Annotated in this window: 18 protein-coding genes and 1 tRNA gene; 9 read left to right on the top strand and 10 right to left on the bottom strand. The window is 61.3% G+C overall.

Annotation, left to right across the window (positions count from 1 at the left end):
- A partial coding sequence (locus tag HRF45_07405) for a hypothetical protein (GenBank protein MEP0766347.1) occupies positions 1 to 700 on the top strand: 700 nt, incomplete at its 5' end.
- Positions 701 to 755: 55 nt separating this feature from the next.
- Here the strand turns inward: HRF45_07405 and HRF45_07400 are convergent.
- Positions 756 to 2,030: a Glu/Leu/Phe/Val dehydrogenase gene (locus HRF45_07400; protein ID MEP0766346.1), complete on the bottom strand. Its 1,275-nt coding sequence runs from the start codon at positions 2,028 to 2,030 to the stop codon at positions 756 to 758.
- Between the two features lie 211 nt (positions 2,031 to 2,241).
- On the opposite strand from HRF45_07400, the gene HRF45_07395 reads away from it, so the two are divergent.
- Both HRF45_07395 and HRF45_07390 read left to right on the top strand, forming a co-directional pair.
- Entirely contained in the window at positions 2,242 to 3,159 is a 918-nt protein-coding gene (locus HRF45_07395) for a dihydrodipicolinate synthase family protein (protein ID MEP0766345.1), read from the top strand.
- A complete protein-coding gene (locus tag HRF45_07390) occupies positions 3,159 to 4,274 on the top strand; it encodes a hypothetical protein (protein ID MEP0766344.1) in 1,116 nt (371 codons plus the stop codon). Before HRF45_07395 ends, HRF45_07390 begins: the two co-directional genes overlap by 1 nt.
- On the opposite strand, the gene HRF45_07385 is transcribed toward HRF45_07390, so the two are convergent.
- Positions 4,265 to 5,143, bottom strand: coding sequence for a sugar phosphate isomerase/epimerase (locus HRF45_07385; GenBank protein MEP0766343.1), 879 nt, complete (start codon positions 5,141 to 5,143; stop codon positions 4,265 to 4,267). The genes HRF45_07390 and HRF45_07385 overlap by 10 nt on opposite strands.
- Positions 5,144 to 5,351: 208 nt before the next feature.
- Here HRF45_07385 and HRF45_07380 point away from each other — a divergent pair, with 208 nt between their 5' ends.
- Positions 5,352 to 6,632, top strand: a complete 1,281-nt coding sequence (locus tag HRF45_07380; protein ID MEP0766342.1) for a citrate (Si)-synthase — start codon at positions 5,352 to 5,354, stop codon at positions 6,630 to 6,632.
- Here HRF45_07380 and HRF45_07375 read toward each other — a convergent pair.
- The 7 genes from HRF45_07375 to HRF45_07345 all read right to left on the bottom strand — a co-directional run bounded on the left by HRF45_07375 (position 6,589) and on the right by HRF45_07345 (position 15,164).
- Entirely contained in the window at positions 6,589 to 8,163 is a 1,575-nt protein-coding gene (locus tag HRF45_07375; protein ID MEP0766341.1) for a M61 family metallopeptidase, read from the bottom strand. The genes HRF45_07380 and HRF45_07375 overlap by 44 nt on opposite strands.
- Before the next feature lie 4 nt (positions 8,164 to 8,167).
- Positions 8,168 to 10,855 carry a DNRLRE domain-containing protein gene (locus tag HRF45_07370; GenBank protein MEP0766340.1) on the bottom strand — a complete coding sequence of 896 codons (2,688 nt, stop codon included), beginning with the start codon at positions 10,853 to 10,855 and terminating at the stop codon, positions 8,168 to 8,170.
- A gap of 130 nt (positions 10,856 to 10,985) precedes the next feature.
- A complete protein-coding gene (locus tag HRF45_07365) occupies positions 10,986 to 11,954 on the bottom strand; it encodes a calcium/sodium antiporter (GenBank protein MEP0766339.1) in 969 nt (322 codons plus the stop codon).
- Positions 11,955 to 12,042: 88 nt separating this feature from the next.
- Positions 12,043 to 12,130, bottom strand: a tRNA-Ser gene (locus tag HRF45_07360).
- 22 nt (positions 12,131 to 12,152) lie between these two features.
- Positions 12,153 to 13,274 (bottom strand): TIGR03790 family protein, encoded by a 1,122-nt coding sequence (locus tag HRF45_07355; GenBank protein ID MEP0766338.1) that lies wholly within the window; start codon positions 13,272 to 13,274, stop codon positions 12,153 to 12,155.
- Between the two features lie 65 nt (positions 13,275 to 13,339).
- A complete protein-coding gene (locus HRF45_07350) occupies positions 13,340 to 14,401 on the bottom strand; it encodes a type IV pilus twitching motility protein PilT (protein ID MEP0766337.1) in 1,062 nt (353 codons plus the stop codon).
- Positions 14,402 to 14,465: 64 nt separating this feature from the next.
- Complete coding sequence (locus HRF45_07345; GenBank protein MEP0766336.1) at positions 14,466 to 15,164, bottom strand: hypothetical protein; 699 nt, start codon at positions 15,162 to 15,164, stop codon at positions 14,466 to 14,468.
- A 52-nt stretch (positions 15,165 to 15,216) separates the two neighbouring features.
- On the opposite strand from HRF45_07345, the gene HRF45_07340 reads away from it, so the two are divergent.
- The 5 genes from HRF45_07340 (at position 15,217) to HRF45_07320 (ending at position 19,629) form a co-directional block, all read left to right on the top strand.
- Positions 15,217 to 16,143 carry a carbohydrate kinase family protein gene (locus tag HRF45_07340; GenBank protein MEP0766335.1) on the top strand — a complete coding sequence of 309 codons (927 nt, stop codon included), beginning with the start codon at positions 15,217 to 15,219 and terminating at the stop codon, positions 16,141 to 16,143.
- Positions 16,130 to 17,056 carry an LD-carboxypeptidase gene (locus HRF45_07335; protein MEP0766334.1) on the top strand — a complete coding sequence of 309 codons (927 nt, stop codon included), beginning with the start codon at positions 16,130 to 16,132 and terminating at the stop codon, positions 17,054 to 17,056. The genes HRF45_07340 and HRF45_07335 overlap by 14 nt, the downstream gene beginning before the upstream one ends.
- A gap of 13 nt (positions 17,057 to 17,069) precedes the next feature.
- Positions 17,070 to 18,500 carry a phosphodiester glycosidase family protein gene (locus HRF45_07330; GenBank protein ID MEP0766333.1) on the top strand — a complete coding sequence of 477 codons (1,431 nt, stop codon included), beginning with the start codon at positions 17,070 to 17,072 and terminating at the stop codon, positions 18,498 to 18,500.
- 333 nt (positions 18,501 to 18,833) lie between these two features.
- Positions 18,834 to 19,484, top strand: coding sequence for a hypothetical protein (locus HRF45_07325; protein ID MEP0766332.1), 651 nt, complete (start codon positions 18,834 to 18,836; stop codon positions 19,482 to 19,484).
- Complete coding sequence (locus HRF45_07320; protein ID MEP0766331.1) at positions 19,459 to 19,629, top strand: hypothetical protein; 171 nt, start codon at positions 19,459 to 19,461, stop codon at positions 19,627 to 19,629. The genes HRF45_07325 and HRF45_07320 overlap by 26 nt, the downstream gene beginning before the upstream one ends.
- A gap of 21 nt (positions 19,630 to 19,650) precedes the next feature.
- Here the strand turns inward: HRF45_07320 and HRF45_07315 are convergent, their stop codons facing one another.
- On the bottom strand, positions 19,651 to 21,447 hold the full coding sequence (locus HRF45_07315) for a SurA N-terminal domain-containing protein (protein ID MEP0766330.1): 1,797 nt from the start codon (positions 21,445 to 21,447) through the stop codon (positions 19,651 to 19,653).
- Positions 21,448 to 21,526: the final 79 nt, after the last annotated feature.

Raw genomic sequence — 21,526 nt, 5'->3', positions numbered from 1 at the left:
CTTCGAGGCCGCGCATGTGGCGGGCCTCGGGGCACATCTCGGCAGCGTGCTGTGGGGTTTCGGCCACTCCGGCAACGAGGTGGTGGCGGCCTACGGTTTCTACCGACGCGACTTCGGCAAGGGTTGGCGGTTGGAAGCGAGAGCCGGTGCGTTACCCAATCGGCCGGAGCCTCTGGGCGCAGATGCGAAGCTGGGCGGCACACTCTTCGTCGGCAAGCGCCTCGGTCCCGTCTTTATTGGAGCGCTGTACGAGAAGCGCGAGAGCGAGAGAGCTTACACGGGGGTGCTGGTGCAGTTCGCCCGGGGACCCCTCACGGAGTTTGCCGGTGCAACCACGATAGACTACCAGCGCAGCCCTGAGGGAGTGTCGTTTCAGCTTAGCGTCGCCCGCGTGCGCTTCGGCTTCGACCGGGCCGCTCCGACCGGCGCCGAGCTAGTGGGCGAGATCACCGCCCGCCGACTGCGCACCCTGTGGCAAGGCGGCTACGACCGCAATCAGGCCGAGTTCCGAACCGCTTCGTGGGGAGAGACATCGGGTCCGGGGCTCGCCGTCGTCGTCGAGGAAAGCCCTTGGTATCTGGACCTCGAGGCTCTCGTCAGTCCTCACACGACGCTGCGAACCGAGTGGTTTCGCGATAGGCAGGGACCTGGCCAATATCGGCAGGACGTGGTATACCGCTTCTACCGCCTGAAGAACTAATGAGTACGCGGTCCCGGTGCAGCGGGACCGCGTACTCCCATGCGAGGGACCGAAACTACACCCACCCACGTTGGCGGCAAGCGTTCGCTACGCGCTGAACTGCAACCAAGTAAGCTCCGGTACGCGGGTCCACTTTGCTCCGAGTACTCATCTCGTGCACGGCGTGGAAGGCCTCGGACATTCGCGCGTCCAACTGCCGATGAATCTCCTCGACCTCCCAGTAATAGTTGTAGGCGTTCTGCACCTGCTCGAAGTAGCTGACCGTGACGCCACCCGCATTGCACAGAAAATCTGGGATGACATACACGTTGTTGCGATAGAAGATCTCGTCCGCCTCTGGTGTCGTCGGCCCGTTGGCCAGCTCGGCGATGATCTTCGGACGCACGCGGGGGGCGTTTGCTGCTGTCAGCACATTCTCCAGCGCAGACGGCATCAGCACGGTAGCCGGATACTCCAAGAGCTGCTCATTGCTGATGAACTCTGCGCCAGGGAAGTTGATGACGCTTCCCGTGGTCATCTTGTGCTCCAGCACTTCGTCGTACTTGAGGCCGCTCGGACACAGGATGCCACCCTTCGAGTCGCTAACGGCAACCACCTTGAGCCCGAGCAGCTCGGTTCCGAGCTTGTGAGCGAACTGGCCGGCGTTGCCATAGCCCTGGATGGTCGCCTCGGCCCCATTCGTCTCGATGCCCAGCGTCTTCGCCGCTTCACGAACGGTGTAAATGCCACCTCGCGCGGTAGCATCGCCCCGACCCTCGGAACCACCGCTCTGGATCGGCTTACCCGTGATGACGCCCGGCGCCTTGTGCCCGATCATCGTCTCGTACTCGTCTAGCATCCAAGTCATGATCTGAGGCGTGGTGTACACGTCCGGCGCTGGAACGTCACGGTAGGGACCTATCACATGTGCGATAGCGCGAATGTAGCCTCGACTAAGGCGCTCCAGCTCGGCTCTGGACAGCTTCTTGGGGTCGCATATCACGCCTCCCTTCCCGCCGCCGAGGGGGATATCTACTACGGCCGTCTTCCACGTCATCCACGCCGCGAGTGCGCGAACGGTGTCCACCGTCTCGTCGGGGTGAAAGCGAATACCGCCCTTGCAGGGACCGCGGGCGTTGTTGTACTGCACGCGGAAGCCGGTGAAGATGCGCACTGAGCCGTCATCCATGTGGATGGGGATCTGGACACGAACTTCGAACATGGGTTCACGAAGGAGCTGGTGCACGGCCGGTTCCAATTCGAGCAGCTTTGCAGCGTGGTCGAGTTGCGCCTGGGCGACTGCAAAGGGGTTCAGCCCCTGGTCGGAAGGCTTCGGTGGAACGATTGACATCGCCTGATTCTCCTTTGAATCGTCTCTTTAGGCTCCCGCTCAATGCCAAGCCGCATCGCTCATGCCTGAACGAGCGCCTATAGGTACAGAGTACCTAATCATCAGCAGAATTGGCAGCCTAGCTCATGAGAAAAATCACGAATCCCCCTGGACCTGCAACCGGCTACTCTCCCCGCAGGGGCTACGGATCTGTCGTCGAACGGTCGTGTAGATGGCAGAGGTTCAGCAGCGCGAGCCTGAAGTAGCAGCTCCCGCGGGCATATGGTCCGTTCTTGCAACACCCTTCGATGCGAAAGGTGAAGCGGACTATGGTGCGCTGCACGCCGAGGTCCAGTGGCTCGCGGAGCTAGGCGTCCGCGGGGTCATCGTGAACGGCGTGACCAGCGAAGCGCACAAGCTGTCCCACGAAGAGCGTTGCCTGGCTGCCGAGACGGTTCGCGCGGCCCTGCCCGACGGAACCGGCCTGGTGATAGGCATCCTGGAGCCGAGCTACCCGCTGATCCGGAGCGCAGCAAATCGCGCGGGGGTACTAGAGCCCGATGCAGTCATGGTGTGGCCTGGTTTCAGCCCGGTGGTGAACGCCAAGCAATTCGAGGCTATGCAGAACACGGCTGCTGAGGCATCGGGAGCACCCGTCATCATGCAGGACGCAGCGTTTTTCGGCCCGCCGCCACTGCAGCCGGAGGACATCGCCGCGGCAATCGACCGCAACGAATGGGTGTGCGGTGTGAAGGTCGAGGCACCCCGAAGCATCGAGAGAATGCAGGCAATCCAACAACGTCTCGAACGCCCAGTGATGCTCATCGGGGGCCAGGGCGGTCGCTTCATGCCTCTCGAGTACGAAGTAGGCGCTCGGGCATTCTTCATCGGCCCCGGATTCCCAGACCTCTACCTATCTGTCTTAAGGGAGTTGGAGGCGAACGGGGACCTGGCTCACTCATGGCGGAGACTCGTTCCCTTGCTGGACTTCATGTTTCAGAGCGCGGAGTTCGCCACCGCCTGCTACAAGCGCCTGATGGTTGAGCGCGGCGTCTTCATCAACGCCAAACCTCGCGCCCCGGGAGCCACACTCCTGCCCATCGAGGAGAAATACCTTCTGCGGTTGGGGCACGAACTGGGACTGTTGTGATGGAGAAAGGCGTATGGGCCTACCCGTGGGATCTGCTGGCCGAACCGGACAGCGCCCGGCGCCACGCCGACATGGGTCTCGACTATGTTTGTGTCGCCGTACGGTATCACGCCGTGCGAGCGCTGACCTATCGTCCGGACGTCCCGCGCATCACGACGCAACCTATGGGCAGGAGCTGGCTGGACGAAGCGGCAAGCCTCACCGGGCGGTACGCAGCTTCGGGCGTTGCACTGGACGCCTGGATCGTCTGCTTTCATGAGGACCCGGCTCCAGAAGGCCAGCGGGTGCTCAACTGCTTGGGTGACGAGTACCCCTGGGCCTCGTGCCCACGTCACCCCGAGGCACGTGAGCGCATTCTCTCGTTCATCGAGCGGGCCGCCATGACGGGTGCCTTCCGGACGCTGGAGTTGGAGGCCTTCGGCTTCTATGGTCTCACGCACGGCTCCGAGCACGACAAGGTGCAGTTGCCGGCGCAGGCACAGCTAGTCGAGACCCTATCGTTGTGTTGCTGCCCCAGGTGTCGAGCGGCCACAGGAGCGACATCGGAGGATCTGGCGCAGTTGGTGAAGCGGATGCTTCTCGGGTCGCCTGCGGAACGTGTCTCCCAGAGTAATGCGCCTGTGAGCCGTGGTTCGGACGACCTAGCACGCATCTTGGCTGCGGAAGGGGCTGCGCGAGCAGCGTACTGCGATGAGCTCTCGGCCGAGGTGATGGAGCGGGTGAGGGGGCGGACGAGGATACGTCTTCAGGTGTCGCCCGACAATCGCGTCTTCGGTGCGGTGCGGCAGGTACCCGCGCCCAATGCCATCCTGCCGGACGAATTGGTCGTCCCCGTTTGGTCCAGCGATCCTGCCGAAGTACGGGATGCTGTCCGAAGGACTCTCGCCGAGCTGCAGGGCTGTGACGCCGAGAGCCTTCAACGCAAACAGCAGAGGTCTCCGGGGGTGATCGCGGGCTTCGCCGCCATCCCTCCGCACTGCACGATGGAGAAAGTCGAGCTAGCCGTCAGGACCGTGCTGCTGGCCGGCCCCGACGGCCTATGCGCCTATCACGACGGCATGATGCACCCAGAAGCCCGTCGTGCCTATGCCGAAGCGCTCGCTGCTCAGTCCTGAACAACGAACTGCTCGAGATGCCGCAGGCCGATAATCAGGCCTTCGTCTTCCATCTTCCTTCCGCGAGGATGGTCGCGGTACACGGCATCATGCCAACCCTCGATATTCAGGTCACCGTGGTAGCCCTGCCTTCGCAGTTCCTTGATGCACTCCGCCCAGTCCGTGTCACCCAGTCCAGGGAAGCAGTGTTCGATAGCGCCCGCGCTCCACACGCCGTTCGCCGCAAGCAGATCGCGGTTCACCTTCGCGTCCTTCGCGTGCACGTGATAGACCCGCGAGCCGAACTTCCGCAGCGTCTGCACAGGGTCAATGAACATGCAGATGAGGTGACTGGGGTCCCACTCCAGACCGAGCGCATTGCTGCCAACGGCATCGAAGCAAGCTTCCCACATCCAAGGGGTGCACATACAGTTGTTACCACCGGGCGGCTGATGATACGGACCCATCGGGCAGTTCTCGAAGGCGATCTTTACGCCGTGGTCCTCAGCGAACTTGGCGTGCTCCGTCCACACCTTCTTGAACAGGGGGATGCTGTCTTCCAGTGGAGCGTTCAACTTCTTACCGCCGAAACCTCCGACTACCGGCACCTTCATGGCTTCCGCCAGAAGGATAACGTCGCGCACCAGCTTCTTATGCGCTCGGACATCCGGCCCGTCCAGGTGATTCACGTAGAAGCCGGCGATACAGGAGATGCGGAGTCCCGCCGCGTCGAAGGCGGCCCGCACATCTTTTGCCTTCCGCTCCCAACCCGGCTTCCCCGGCCGGTAGGGGGCATCCGTCTGAGGTGCGAACTCCGCAGAGCGGAAACCGTTCTCCTTTGCGAACTTCAGCCGACCCTCGTCGAAGCCCATGATAAAGCCAATTCGCATCGTGTCCTCCGTTTCGAGACGCCGAGACGTCCCAAGTGCTTGCCTCTAGGTTCCTCGACACCCGCATATCTCCTTTGTGAAATGAGGCGCGAGCCGCATCTGTTCCTGCGACCTGCCTAGGACGCGAGCCGCGTAGTATCATAGGGGCTGGGCGGCAGCGAGCGCCGCCTATCTCAGCCTTCGAAGATGCAGGAAGGAGCATGTCCAGTTGGCAACGCTGAAGAATGCGCTCGCCGAGACAATCGCGAAGAGCCGTGAGGAGCTTCACCTTCTGGCGACTGAGCACGGCGACAAAGTGGTGGACCAAGTGACGGTCGGCCAGATTCTCGGGGGGCAGCGAGGGATTAAGTCTCTCCTATGTGACACGTCCGAGGTCCCACCAGACAAAGGACTAATCATCCGAGGACGGCCAATCAAGGATCTGGTGAACAGACTGCCCGAGGAGGTGTTCTACCTCCTCTGCACGGGCAACCTTCCGGACGAGGAGGGGCTTCACGATCTGCAGGGCGAGCTACGCAGCCGCGCCCATGTACCACAGTACGTATGGCACGTGCTCGACGCGATGGATCGCGATACACACCCGATGGCGATGTTCAACACGGCGGTACTCGTGCTCGTTCGGGAGTCGGTGTTTCAGCGCACATACCCTGAAATGCGCAAGCAAGAGTATTGGGAGGCGACCTACGAGGACTCCCTGAACCTAATAGCCAAACTGCCCGACATCGCCGGGTACATCTACCGCAAGCGCTTCAAGAAGGGGCCACACATACCACCACGTGAGGACCTAGACTTCGGCGCCAACTACGCTTACTGTCTGGGGCTGCTCGACGACAGCAAGCGCTTTGCCGACCTCATCCGTCTGTACCTAGTTCTACATTCCGATCACGAGAGCGGCAACGTGTCCGCCCATGTCACCCATTGCGTTGGATCCGCCCTCTCCGATACCTACTATTCGGTGTCCGCAGGGCTGAACGGGCTGTCAGGTCCGCTACATGGGTTGGCAAACCAGGAGTGCCTTGCGTGGGTATTGGACCTGATGGAACGTTTCGGAGGCGTGCCGACCGAGGAGCAGCTGTACCAGTATGCCTGGGAAACGTTGAATCGTGGGCACGTCATCCCAGGGTATGGCCACGCCGTGCTCCGAGTGGTCGACCCACGCTTCGAAGCTCTGCTGGACTTCGGCATCGATTGCTGTGGTCACAACCCTGTCATCCAGACCGTGGAGATGATCTACCGTGTCGTGCCGAAGGTGTTGAAGGAACAGGGCAAAGCCAAGAATATCTGGCCAAACGTGGATGCTATCAGCGGCGCGCTGATCTATCAGTTTGGCCTCAAGGAGTTCGAGTACTACACCGTGCTTTTCGGAGTTGCACGCGTGCTCGGCATGTGCGCTCAGCTTATCTTGGCACGTGGCATCATGGAACCCATCGAGCGTCCGAAGTCCGTCACCACGCAGTGGCTGCAACAGGCCGTGCAGTCATTGAAGTAGAGGTAGTTTCTGGCAGTGGCCGCGCTGCTACTGCACCAACCTTACCGTTGAGCCAGCCATCTCGCAGTCGCTCCTGGCGTCGCGTGATCTCGGTCATCGGCGTCACCGAAACGGACTCCACCCTGTTATTCTCATCCGTCCGCATGGTACACCGGATCCCGAAAGCAGCAAAAATCTCACGGAACGGCAACTCGTCCGTGCTTCGCGCCACCTTGTCGTAGAAGGGACCCATCTCTGGACCACCTAGCTCGATGCATGCGTCTCGGATGCCGTCCTCCGCAAAGCCTGGTCCAATTCCTCTCCCGCACTTCTCGTACAGCAGGCGCATCACGTCGTCCAGGCTGCGTCGGCCATCGGTCAGATCACGCATTTTCAGGTCCAGGCACAAACCGACCAACTTGCCCTTTAGGTAGTAGTCGAGGCCGCCGTACCCGGAGTGCGTTCCACCTTCCCACGTGCGAAGGGAGCACTCGTCTGCCGATACTTTGAGACGAGACGGGTTCTGTTGCAAACGCAGGATGTCGCGTCCCCACGTAGCAAAGAACTCGTCGCGGCTGAGGAGGCCCGCACGCTGATTGAGGACCGTGGCGTAATAGTCCGTCACACCTTCGCTCCACCACAGGTTGCGTGTTAGCGCCGGGCCAGTATAATCGAAGGGGCCGAGCACTGCCGGACGGATTCGTTTAACGTTCCATAGGTGGAAAAACTCATGGGCGATGACGTGGACCACACGCGGACCCAGCCCCGCTGACATCCAGATGCTCGTCGAGTTCAGATGTTCCAATCCACCGCCGCCATCCGCACCCGGGCGGACGGAGAATAGGAACACATACCGCCGATAGGGAATGTCGTCGAAGAACGCGGTCTGACTCTCTGCAATGCGCTTGCATACTGCCACCAGACGCTTGCGGTCTACCTGGTCGGCTCCTTCGCCGAAAGTGACGCACTGATGGGTGACTCCCCGAACCCTAAACTCATCCACATTGAAGTGTCCGAGCTGTGCGGGTGCATCGGCGAGCACGTCGTAGTTCGGAGCGCGATAGGTGTTCTTACCTGCCGGGTCGAGCCCGATGGCAACTCGCCACCCGACGGGGATCGCGAAGTGCACCGAACAGGCTTCGTCCTTTCTGTCCACGACGTACATGTACGTGGCCGGCCCAGCTATTTGCAGGCCAGCGTTCGGAATCGCATCCCGCGTAACCCTGTATGTCATTACTAGCTTCTTCTGCCCCGGTGCGAACACAGACCATGTGATGTCATCCTCGCGCGTGACTATCAGTTCGGAGCCATCCGCCCCTTGTGCCTTCACGTCATCGATGGCTCGGAAGTGCCGCTGACGGATATACGCGCCGGGCGTCCACGACGGGATCTGGAACCGGATGGAATCCCCTTTGACAGAAGCCACTATCTCGACGCCTACGTATGTCTGACCGGGTGCCGCCGACACCGTGTACTCGACGACTGCAAACGCACATGCCCATAGCAACAGCACTAGGCTCGCTATGACGGCGCGATAGGAGTATCTTCTCAATCCGTTAGTCCTTCTTCGCCGGGGCTGCTGCTCTTACAGTGATCTCCGCAAGCTGCCCTCCACGCTCGCTCCGATTGACGATCCGCACATACCGCCCTCGCACTGGCTCTCCACGATATGCAAGCCGCCACCACTCATGGTCATTCGGGTCCACGTCCCGCTTGTGTCCGATGCTCCACTGCCAGTTTTCTTCCGCGGCAAAGGCTGCGGCCGCCCCCTCGGGCCCAGTGTTAGAGAGAACGTAAAGGTCGAATTTGCCCCAGAAGTCGCCATGACGCCCATAGGCATGGAGAGTCACCTCACCCACGTCGTGCTCGGCACCCAGGTCTATGGTAACCGAGGCGTTCGGGGTCGCGGGGAACGGGTAGACAGTCTTGGGATCGCCGTCCGTTAGAACCCGTGGGGCTTCCGTGCTAGCCCACGACACGGTCACCGGGCGACCCGCTGCCACGTTCTCAGGCTCCAAGGGGCGCGGGCAGAGCGTGAAGTGCACATCCTTGATCAACACGGATTCCGCGCCACGGTAGTAGGCAGTGACCATCTCCCACAGCTTCAGGAGTTGCCACTCCTCCTGGCCCTCGTAACGAATGCGAATCAGAAACACACCGTTACCACCCACCACGTCGATCCGGCCGAACGGGTTGGGCCGCAACACGTGGCCGGTCAGCGTCTTGAACTCCCGCTGCTCACCCGTGGGCCTGTTCGGCAGCCGGAAAACACCGGTCTCGTCCGTCACACCCTCGAACACAGGCGGCTCGTCCTTGAACTGCCCGCCGTTGAGTTGGTAGAAGCTGAGCTCGGCATTGGGCACAGGCTTGCCACCGCCATCCAGAGCCCGCAGAAAGACGAGCGGAGGTAGGTCGTAGAGAAACTCACCGTAGAATCCGCGACGATAACCTAAGTTCGAGTTCAAACCGCCGACGTCCAGCGCGGCATACAGCCCTGTCGGCTCGAACAAGCGAAACTCCAACCTGCTATCGCGCACGGGCTCGTTGCGGATTGCGAGGAAGCCGGGCACCACCGTGTCGTTCCGTGTGTCGCCACCACCCATTAGGCCGCCGTAGGGGTCTATGTTGCCCCTCGTGATGACGTGTTCTCCGCCGGCCTTCAGCCGCACCTTACCGCGCTCTCCGTTCGGAAGACTGGCGTCTATGTTCATCACGTAAATGTCCATCAGGCCGATCTGGTGACTGCACTCGTGGATCAGCGCCCCGTCGAGGTTCGTGCGAATGTAATCGCAGTAGCGTCGCACGTTGTCGGGGTCATCCTCGGACCACTCGAACCCCCACTCGCCATCGTAGTTGAAGTCCGTCTTCCCTCCGGGAATGTGATTGCCGCCCGAAAGCGTGCCATCAGGCACTACGGTAATACGCTGAATCCGCACACGCTCCAAGCAACCATCGGGAGCGAACGAAAACTTCGAGTTGGGCATGTAGACCTCGTTCCAAAGAGAGAACTGCCACTGAATCCAATCCTCGAAACTGTAGCTGCCCAACCCGTTCAGCTTGGATGCAAGGTAGTCCGCAACCGACTTTTCGCACCAGATGCCGAAGTTAAGGCCGTGCGAGTATATGCTGAGTCGGTTGTTGTTCTGAGTGACCTCAGGTGTCGTTGTCTCGACCTGCAGCGCGACAGTGCGAATGCGATGATCCGAGTGGTCGTTCACCCAGATAGCGGGGATCTCCAGGAGTACGGTCTCGCCGGGCTGCACGGCTCCCGTGTGCTCACCCGAACGCACCTCCTTTCCATTGATGGACCAGGTATATCGGAAGCCGTTCACGGCTCCCTCTAACGCCTGGTTGCGTACGTGTCCGCGGTAGGTCACTAGCGAACCATCCGCCGGCCACTTTGGATCGGAGGCAAATCCCGGCTTGTCCATGATGCCGACACGAGTGCCTCTGTCCTCCTTCTGTGTGTAAGCGTTGGTCGGGTCGTAGCGCTTGAACTCCGGCAGGCGCTCGATGTATGCCACCGTCAGATCCGGCCCGCGGGCTGGTTCCTCGGTGTCCGTGAAGGAGATTTCGAGCGCCGGCCTGCCTACTGCGGCCTCCGACGATGCGAACTGAACGCCGGCTTCCTGTACTACTATCACCCAGCCGTAGTTGGTGTACTCGCGGTCGTACCAGCCCTGGACGTCTGCCTCCAATCCCGCAAGCTCGTAGGTCGCGATGCCGGGCGAAGGTCGCGCGATTGCGGATGCCCTTTCGACGAGGTCTTTGCCCCCTGCGGCACAGCCGGCGCCCGCCCAGCGCTCGCCCGACAACGCGCTCGGCGAGAAGCGGAAGTCCCACGTCGCCGACCACGGGGACTTGGTACCTGTCTTGCTGCGCCGACGCCCGTACCCCTCGTGCCAATCGGCCAGCACCCGGTGCAGACGTATCTCTCGCGGTGCGCTCCCGCCCGCCGAGGTCAGGATCAGCTTCGCCCCAGTGATTCGCTTGGCGGGACCGATGGCTCGGCGAAGATCGGTGAATCGGATCAGCGCACGGCTCTCTGGCCCACACTCCAACACCGGCTCGGCCCCATAGTTGCCTTCCTTGTCCCCTTTTGCCAGGAACGTGTCGCTGCAGTTCCAATATTTGTAGGGCTGCGCGTCTCTCACTCGCAGCTCCACACCGTCCTGCAACAGCACGCTGCTTGCATTGGGGGCTTGAGCTGCAAGCAACGAGCACGCTAGAGCGAACAACAGCATGAACTCACCTCTCGTCCCTTCCTCGTCGCGTACGGATTCGGCTTTCTCGAGCCTTGCTCCTGCCGTGCGCACGCAGCTGAGGCCGAATGCGCGTTTGCAGCCAATACTCTCCCCATTCGCTGCTGCATCGCTACTTCATGACATCGGCGAGCAGCCACGCCCCGTATGCGCAGTAGGCCATCACGAGGATAGCTCCCTCGTACCGGTTGATCAGCCCGCGACGACCGAACCCGTAGCCGATGACAAACAGGAAGAGCGTCAGGCTACTCATCACCATCCCATCGCGGAGTAGAACGTCGCGATGCAGTTCCTGCGGGTGGATAACCGCCGCCAAGCCCACAACGGCTAGCGTATTGAAGATGTTGGAGCCGACCACATTGCCGAGAGCAAGCTGGAGTTCCCCCTTCCGCGCGGCAACTACGGACGAAGCTAACTCTGGCAACGAAGTGCCCGCTGCGACGATCGTAAGACCAATGATTAGCTCGCTCACTCCCATACCCCTTGCCAAGCTCTCCGCTCCCCACACCAGCATCCGTGAACTCGCAATGAGGGTGACGAGCCCGAAAAGGGTCCAGAGCAGGGCGGTCAAGGGCTTCATCGAGCTTCGGCTGTACTCCACCTCGCTCTCTGCCGCAGCCGGGTCGGTTCCATCCTTATGACCCAATCGCCAGAGCCAGACCATCACTACGACGAACGCCGCCAGCAAAGCCAACCCATCAGCCCTGGTCAGGCCTCCATCCACGAGTTGGCCGATGCCGATCAGCGTGAGCAGGGCCAGCACGGGAAGCTCCCTTCGAAGAAGACTCGACTCCACAGGGATGGGACGGATGAGCGACGTGATGCCCAAGACCAAAGCGATGTTGAAGATGTTCGATCCGTAGGCATTCCCTACAGCTAGCGGGGTCTGGCGATCTGCCGCAGCGATGGCAGAGACGAGCAGCTCCGGTGCAGAGGTGCCGAACCCTACCACTAGCATCCCGATGGCTATGGGCGCGATACCAAGCGCGCGCGCCAGAGCGGCCGCTCCGCGGACGAAGCGTTCTGCGCTCCATGCCAACAGGGCTAGCCCAACGATGATGGAGAGGACGGCTCCCGACACTCGCCCATCATAGACCAGGAAGGATCGGCACCGAAGAGATCGTGGGGCTTGAAGCCCAGGTTAGCCGATGTGAAACTGCGGGGCTAGATGGCGGAGCGAGAGGGATTCGAACCCCCGTCCCGTTGCCGGGATACGGTTTTCAAGACCGTCGCCATCGACCACTCGGCCATCGCTCCGCTTCTCAGAGCATCCGGCAAGTCACTTCTTCGCATAGGGAGCGCAGAGTGGGTCGCCGATCACCACGTCCTTCCATTTCAAGAGTGGTGTCGCCATGTAGAAGCTCTCGGCCAGATTGTACCCATCGGTATAGCGGTCGAACAGGATGTCGGCAGGGCACAAGCCGATGGTGTAGGGCTCGGAGACGTATCCCTTGACCCCGGTGACACCGGCTGCGATCAGGTCGGCAATCAGGCTCTGCCCGCCGCTCGTCGGCCAGAAAGTTCGTCCGCTGGTGCTAACCGCCGTCTCGCAGATCGCCCCCGGCAGGAACTGCATGCTCTTGTATCCCTGGCTGTCGAATGCGTAGTCGTTGCTTCCCCAGGAATAGTAGCCAGCCAGACCGCTCTTTCGGCCCATGAAAGTCTCGGTCTCATCGAGGTAGACGTCGAAGCCCCGAGCTTTCAGGATGGCGGCCGCGTTGCGCATGGACCTGTTGACTTCGTCGTATCCGCCACCCTTGCGTTTGGGATCTAGGTCCAGCAAAAAGAGACCTTTATTCGGCTTGGCCGCCAGCGAGTTATCCACCAGCCTTTTCGCATCCTCCACCGAGTAGCCGTCCAGCCGAGTGACGAGGTAGAAGCCGTATTTCTTACGGCTGAAAGCCTCTCGCTTGGCGAAGTACGGGTTCTGAGACCTTTGGAAGCTCTCGACCTTGGTATCCGCGATGGGAGCGAACTTCAGGTCCATGGCGCCGAGAAAGGCATCCACGGAGTACCCACCTTCCTTGATGCGGATAGGCGTGCCTTTGGCCAATACGATAAAGTCGATCTTGTCCTTGAGCGCGGCCGACTCCAGCGCGCGCCTAACCGGTGCCTCGATGTGCATCTGGTATCCGGCCAGGCCGATCTCCTCGGCCGGGCTCACGTCAATCTCCACGACATTGGTTGGCGGAATGCCGCGCTTGGCAACGTAGTAGTCGGAAATCTGTTTCCCCATCGTGCTGCCGACGTTGCGCACGACGAGCACGCGGTCCGTGGGACCCGCTACTACAGGAGACAGAGCGACCGGTTGTGGCTGGGACGGCTCGCTCGCACAGCCCCCGACCAGGAGCAGACAAGACCAGACGAGGATCTGCGTGAATGCGACCCGATGCAGGCTCATGCTAACCTATACGATGCTTTCGCGCGACACCGCGCCAGGTCTGGCAAATTAGCGTGCCGACACAACTAGGCACGGCGCAGCATCTGCCGGAGCTCGGTCGCGATGCCAGCGTAGTCCAGGGCGACCTCTTCCGTGATCACGCCCTCCTTCACGTACTTCAGCAGACACTGGTTCATCGTTTGCATACCCCAGAAGCCGCCCTCTGCGATGGCGTGGTAGATCTCCCCGAAGTGTCCGTCCTCGATCAGCTTGGCGATGGTGGGCGTGCACACCATGATCTCGACCGCTGCCACACGATTGTTGCCGTCCACAGTCGGAACCAGTTTCTGCGCGACAATCGCGCGAAGCGAGTTCGCGAGGCGCTGGCTCAAGAAGGCCTTCTCGTGAGGTGGGAACATGTTGATGATGCGGTCGAGGGTCTCCTGCGCACTCGGCGTATGGACAGTCGAGAAAACTAGGTGGCCCGTTTCTGACGCCTGCATAGCCACCACCATCGTTTCGGGGTCGCGCATCTCGCCGATAAGGATGACGTCCGGGCTTTCGCGGACCACGGCTCGGAGAGCGACCTGGAAGTTCTCGGTATCGATTCCTACTTCGCGCTGGCTCACGATGGCCTGCTGATCGGCGTGCACGAACTCGATGGGGTCCTCGATAGTGACGATGTGGCAACGACGCACACGGTTGATAATGTCAATCATCGCGGCCAGCGTGGTGGACTTACCACAGCCGGTAGGCCCGGTGATCAGAATGAGCCCTTGGCGGCTTTTGCACATCTCGGCGAGGATCGGCGGCATGCCGAGCTGCTCTAACGTGTAGATATGAAGCGGGATGATGCGGAACACTCCCGCCACCTGCTGCCGCTCCATATAGATGTTTGCGCGGACGCGGGCGACGGGCTCCACCGTGAACGCCAGGTCGAGCTCGGGATGGTGTTCGAAGCGGCTGATCTGCTCGTGGCTCAAGCAGTTGTAGCAGAGGCGCTTCGTGTCGGCGGCAGTCAGCGCCGGGAGTCCCTCGATTGCCCTGATCTTGCCCGCCACGCGCATCGAAGGAGGGGAGCCGGCTTTGATGAAGACGTCCGATGCACGAGCTTCGAATCCGACGCGTATGAAGTCGGGAATCTCCATTTGGGTGATGTCTTTTTGGGCGACGTCAACGGACATGCTCACCAAACCTCCGGCCTCAGTAGCGTTACCTGCCCTCACCGCCGGCAGACAGCCGTAGGACGTAGTATACCAACACGCCCACGAGTACTGAGCCCCCAATCGCTACGAGGATGTACATCCCTAGCGGCCACGGCTTGCGAACGGACTGCTTCTGCTCCGGCGGCGGAGCAGTGAAGATGGACGGGATGACGACGTCCTTGGGGTCGGTCGCCGAGACGTGAACGAACATGTGCACGTTGTCGGGCCCTGCCACCGCGCTCATCGTTGCCGCATCGCTCTTGAACGTCCCAAACCCACGGTACGGAAACGACGGCACCAGCCAGAGCACGTCCAGGTCCTGGATCTCGGACAATGCTCGCGCAACGGCCTGCACATCCAAGGCGCCCGTCTTGCGGTCCACGATTCCATGGGTGGTCACGACCCAGCGTGTAATGACCATCGTCTTGCCGTCCGGCATGGGCACTTTGCGCTCGGAAACTGTCGAGGAGAGGAGCGGACGGCCCGAGTGCGCCCGCCAGGCCTCTGCGTGCCTGTCAATCGCTGCGCGGCTATAGTTCGGCTCCACGAACGAAACGGTCAGTTCCGAGGTGCCGGATTGCTGCTCCCTGACCTCGACAATGGCGCGCGCTCGCTTGAACCCTTCAGGAATGGGAACCAGGCCATCGCCCTGTTGGGCGAGAGCAGGCGTACAGACAAGCAGGATCAGGGCGGTAATAATGCGCATGATGCATCCCGATTGCGGCGCCAACCTCGATAGGCATTGGGGCCGCGCAGGAATGATACCGTGCTGGAACGAATCGAGCCCCGTGGCCGATCCCTCTCCTCCCCGAATCCTCGTTCACGGCACTTTTTGCCTCGATCGCGTGCTGCGCGTACCTCGGTTGCCCGTCGGCGGATATGTCGAAATCAGTGAGGAGACGTGGGGACTTGGGGGTGAAGCCGCCAACACGGTCGCAAACCTGGTGAAATGGGGGGCTGCTGTCCGCTTTCTACCCAACCCGGTCGGGACCGACGCGGAGAGCGACCGCCTCCTGCATCTGGCCGAGCAAGCCGGCCTTCCCCTCGACCACGCTATTCGCGAGCCCGGAGCCACAGTCCCTGTGTGCCAGATCTACGTAACTCCCGACGGCGAACGCACGATGTTCGGGCAAGGGTTCTCGGCGTTGGCTGAAGGAGAACTGCAGCCCTTCGACTGTAGCAACTGCGGATGGTTCACGACGGACTCCAACTTCGGAACTCTGGGAGCCAAGGCCCTGGATCACGCGCGGTCCTCCGGACTCTACACCGTCGCGATGGACTATGCCCACAAGGATAATCCGCCCTTTGCCGACATCCACCTCACTTCGCTCGATTGGCTGAAGGAGGACCCGGCCGATTGGGCTCGACGCACCAAGCAAACCGTTCTGCTGACGAAGGGTATGGAAGGTAGCGAGTTGCACACTCCGGATGCAAGTCGCGTCTTCCCTGCTTATCCGGCGCGGCGCGTGGTTGATACGACGGGTGCGGGCGACTGCTTCCGCGCGGGCCTGTTGTACGGGTTACAACAGGGACAGTCCTTGGGAGCCGCCATTCGCTTCGCCTCAGCGGCGGCTTCGCTGAGCGTCGCAGAACTGGGCGCGTGCGGGGGAATCCCGACACTCGAGCAGGTACTGCGTGTGATCGAAGAATACGAGGAGGTGTCAGCTAGCTTTGACCAAACCTAGGCACATCCAACCGGGTGACCGAGTGGGCATCATCGCACCAGCGAGCCCCGTCGATAGGGAGCAGGTCGAGACGGGACTGCGGCTGCTCGAGGACCGCGGCTACGTCCCAGTGCTAGGTGAGCACCTATGGGAGCGCGACGGCTACTTGGCGGGGCCGGACGAGCACCGGGCTGCAGACATCGAGCGGATGTTCGCTGACGAGAACATCCGCGCCGTCATCTGTGCACGAGGTGGTTACGGAGTGGCGCGTGCGCTCGACCACCTCGACACATCTGTCATCGCCGAGAACCCGAAGCTGCTCGTGGGCTTCAGCGACGTGACGATGCTCCACCTCGCCTGCCAAGCCGAAGCCGACCTCGTTACCCTTTACGCCCCCATGCTGATCACCTTCTCCGTTCAGCGACCAGCATGGGTAGCCGAGATGTGGTTCCGTGCCATGGAAGTGCCCGAGCCGTTGCCTACCCTTCCAGTCGAAGGGGTAGCTTCCTGCCTGACGCCGGGTACGACAGAGGGCATCGTGCTCGGTGGTTGCCTATGCCTTCTGACAGACAGCATCGGAACCCCGTACGAGCCTGATACCGCCGAGAGCATCCTGCTGCTCGAGGACGTGGACGAGCAGCCCCATCGGGTGGACGCCATGCTTCAGCACCTGAAGCAAAGTGGACTCCTCGGCCCCGCCGAAGGCTTCGTGGTGGGAGAGATGACGCGCACCGACGAGAAGCCAGACCCTGGGATAGGAGTGCGTTCCGCCGAGAGTATCGTCACGGATCACCTGGGCAGTCGAGGAGTGCCCACTGTGACCGGCTTCCCTTGCGGACACATGAGCGCCCCACTAACGCTTCCTCTCGGCATTCGCGCACGATTGGACGCGGAGGCCGGTACTCTTACGTATCTAGAATCCGCAACTTCTTGAGCCGGAGGATCATGTGCTGAGTCACCTCGTCGTCCCGCTATCACTGCTGCTTGCCCAGAGCATCGCCAAGACCGTAGCGCCTGGTGTGGTCTACACGCAAGAGATCCGCACCTCGCCGCCGATGGTGATCCACACGGTACGGGCGGGCATAGGCAAGGACGGAGTCTCGGCGCGCGTTGCGCTGGCGGGAGAGGGGATCACGACCGGCAGTGTGGCTGATGGACGCGAGACACTCAGTCGCATCTCTGCCCGCTACCGTGCCGTTGCAGCCGTCAACGGGGATTACTTTCCATTCACAGGCGACCCTCTGGGATTGTGCATCCTGAACGGCGACCTCGTCAGTGAAGCCGCACGGAACCGAGGAGCCATCGGATGGACCCGTGACGGTGCATGGCTCGTGGGCAACCCGACCTTCGGGGGAGAGGCCGTCGGCCCCACAGGCACGAAGGTGACCATATCGGGCGTCAATCGCGATTGCGGGCCCGGCGAGAACGTCCTCTGGCTGCCATCCGGCGGCGATCGCGCCAAGTGCACAAGGCCCGGTGTCGCAGTCATCTTCCGCGCGCTGAGCCAACCGTTCGATGAGGCGACCCCTTCCGACGCTGTGTATGTCGAGGTAAAGCGCAACGTGACGGAGGCGACAATCCCGCCCGATGGCGCAGTGCTCTTCGTGAAGGATAATCGCGGAGAGACTTTGCTCACCGACATCGCCTCGGGAGGCATATGGAAGTTCAGGATTGAGACCGTGGACGGCGCGAACTGGCGGGAGGCTCAGTTCGCGATTGGCGGTGGACCGTGGTTGGTGCGCAACGGCACCAAGTTCGTTGATTGGCAGGCGCAGGGGTTTGCTTCCACGCACGCCACCGCGCGCCATCCTCGAACCGCAATCGGACACACTGCGGGCGGAGACCTGCTGCTCGTCGTGGTGGAAGGACGATCGGCAACGAACTCCGGGATGACGCTGGACGAGCTAGCCGACCTAATGTTGTCACTCGGCGCCCACAACGCGCTCAATCTCGATGGCGGTGGCTCCACCCAAATGATGGTGCGGGGGCTCACAGTGAGTGCACCCTCGGATGGAGCCGAACGACCTACGGCTAACGCGATTGTGGTCCTGGCTCCCGAGCCGACAGCAAGCCCTTTGGCGCTGAGTATGGAGCCCAAGGTGGCCAAAGCAGTAGTCGGCCAGACGCTTTCTTGGCAAGTGAAGAACCAGGCCACAGGCGAGGCAGTGCCTCATTCCGAGGTTGTCTGGGGCTGCACTCCCGGCGCGGGTTGGATTGACCAGTTCGGAACCTTCCGCGCCAACAAGGCCGGCATGGCCATCGTATCCGCTTTCGCTCGAGGCAAGACGCTGAGGTCCGTCGTCCTAATCGCACCAAAAGCCGCAACTTCTGGGAACTCTGAAGAAGGGCTGCTTGTATCTATAGGTGCACTACCATAAAGTGCCTGCCTACACCCGAGACGGCCCCGGCGCCCGTCGGGGTCGTCTCTCCGATTTCTGCCTTGTCAGTTCCTAGCCGCTGGCCCCGAATGGGGCCGTGGACTGTCGGCCGCCACAATGAGACTACTCTCTGAAACCGCAGTTTCTGCATTATTACTGGTTTTCCGCTTACTGACTTGCGTTTCTCCATAGTCGAGGTTACAATAACCTCGGCAATAGGATACCGGATATCATTGCGTGCTTTGCTCCGATATATATTCCGGCAACAATACTTAGCTTCGCTGATACGATTCGCACCATCCCTGGGTAGTCACGAAAAGGGGAGAGCACATCGTGCGAATCACTGCACTTACCACAGGACTCACCTTAGCCGTGCTTGCCCTCGGGCTGCCTGCGTTCGCCAACACGTATGCCGGCAGCGACTGGGTCCTCGAAACCGACATGAACGGTCAGATCGAGCTTTCCGGAAGTTTCATTGACTTCGCGAGCGGGCAAGTCACGACCGGCGTGACTGCGTACGACACCCCTGGGGGGGCACACTTCTCCATGCTGATGCCGCTTCCGCTCGGCCTCCTCCTGTACGAGGTGGACTGGAACGGCAACGCGATCCTCGGGGACATCGGTGACAGGCTGCTGCGAGTCTACGGGGACGATCCGGACGAGACGCCCATTTTCATAGACGGTGTCGTACTTGCGTGGATGGAACCCGCGCTCGCCGACTATGACTTGGAGATCCGTCTTCTGCGCGTGAGCACCACGATCAAGGCAAAGAACGGCGATCGTGTCTACGAGCTGCGCGACGGAAAGGGCTTCATCTTGGAGGGCATGGCTTGGGCCAAGGCTGGCAGTGGTCGGGAGGACGGCTACCTGGCCGCCTCTTCGAAGTTCTTCCTGACCCGACCGGTTCCTGAGCCTCACGCCATTGCCGGGGTCTTCCTCGGCTTTGCAGCCCTGCTTGGTGCTCGGACACGCCGCCGAGCCTAGCGAGAACTCGACCAAGCTGTTGCCCCACCTCGGCAATCTGCGCGAGGTCGCCATCTGCTGGAGCGAACGGCAGAACGAGCAGATCCGCTATCGCTACGTCGAGGCGAAGTGGAAGCATTACCGCGTCAGAATCGCGCCGCTCTAAGGGGCGACCCCTGCAGATCGCTCAGCGCCCCTCGGGCTTCACAGGAGCCGGAGTCGTGCCTCCCGGTTTCTTCCCTGTGGACCCATCGCCTTCGTTCTTCTTCGCAGCTTCAGCGGTACGGCGCTCTTCGGCGCGCTTCCGCTGCTCCTCCGCACGCTTGCGATCTTCTTCCTCACGCTGCATCTGCCGCAGCCTCGCTTCGCGCGCCCGTTCGGCGAACTTCTTGGTCGTCTCCTCCAGCTTGGTCAGCTCTTCGGACTTGTACCCCGCGGCCTTGATGGTGGAGATGTGCGACTGCACCCGCCAGTGAACCTGCTGGTCCTCCGGGCTGTTCGGGTTCCACGCGAACTTAGCCATCGCCATGAGCTGACCCACAGCCGCTTTGTAGTTCTTGTCCTTCAGGTACTCCTGGACGAGCATCTCGCGAGCGTTGGCGTCCTCGTACTGGCGGAGAGCCGCCGTGAGGGCCTCGCGGTACACCGCCTGCATCCGCTCCTTCTCCTTCAGGTCGGTGAGGTCCGGGCTGGCAACGAGCTGCTGAGCAAGGACCATTCTCATCAGCATAGCCGGTTCCGGAACGCCCTTCTTGGCTTTCAGCATCTCGGTAGCTTCGTCCACGAATGCGATGTATTGGGCGTTGCGCTCCTTGGGGCTAGGCGGAGTAGCGGCGAAGCTGGCCTTCCAGTCGTATTGTACGAGCCTGTACAGCAACTGCCACGTCGGTTCTTTGAACTCGACTTTAGCATTCAGGACGATGCTGCGCTGCCATTCCTGGACTTTCTCGCGCCGGCGTTCTTCTCGGAACTGGTCGAGATAGAAAGCTTTCCTCTTATCGAAGTCGTCCGGCAGCTTCGGCGTTACAGACGTGACCTTGTATATGGCGTAGTCCTCGCCCAACTTGATGATGCTGGAGACGTATCCCACGTCCTTGTCCGCGAGCGATTTCAGAACAGGTAGTCGGGCCAGCGTGGTCCGGTCGAGCGGAGCGGTTTCCCCCTTCTTGAGCTGTTGGCCCGGGAGACCGGTCGGCTCCTCGTCGCTGTATTCCTCCACGAGCTTGTCGAAGTCTGCACCCGCCTTCAGCTTGGCCTGGGCCTCCTCAATCCGCTTCTTGGGGTCAACGTTCTTTACGGCCTTGACGAGAATGCGGCGTAGGCCGACCTGCTCGCGACCCTTCTTGTACGTCGCCTCGTCTACCTTGACGGAGTCCATTATGCGCTTCTGGAGTTCCTGAACCGCTGCCGAGGCAAAGAGGCTCTGACGCCCATCCTCACTCCTCAGTAGCTCGTCAATGCGGGCGCGCTCCTCCTTAAGCACCGTCTCCCACTTGCGTCCGCTCTCCTTGCGATACACCTCGAGCAGTTCCTTCTCCGAGGCGCCTTCTTTGAGCTTCTTCTGCTCCACGAACTGCTTTCGCATCTGGACCAACTGCTCTTTGGCATTGTCCTCGAAGAGCTTGTACACCGACTTCTCATCCACATGGATGCCTTGCCTGCCCGCGTCGGCAAGCATCGCGTTCTCCATGACCAGCGCGGAGACGACCTGGCGATAGGCTCCGAATGCTGCCTCCGGGGTAAGGCGCCCCGCCTGCTGCTGAGCTTGGTCGAGAGCGCTCTTCAGCCTGCGGGAGAACTCCTCGCCGCTTACCTTCCGCCCCTCGATTACGGCGAAGACATACTCCTCACTCGGCCGACCGCCGAATCCGCCGCCCCTGCCAAAGTAGAGGCCCATAGATGCCAACATGACGACAGACAGGCCAACCATGATCCAGCCCATCTGTTTTCCGAGGAAGTTTCGAAGCCCCGTTACCGATATCATCCCGCCTGCGACTCCTAGATTCCGGATCTCTCTTATAGTTATCGTTCGAGAGCCGCTCATTGTAGCACGGGCCCGTAGG

It is taken from the genome of Fimbriimonadia bacterium (assembly GCA_039961735.1).
Classification (GTDB): domain Bacteria; phylum Armatimonadota; class Fimbriimonadia; order Fimbriimonadales; family JABRVX01; genus JABRVX01.
The sequence above is the reverse complement of the archived record's forward strand: the minus strand, read 5'-3'. Positions and strand labels throughout refer to the sequence as shown.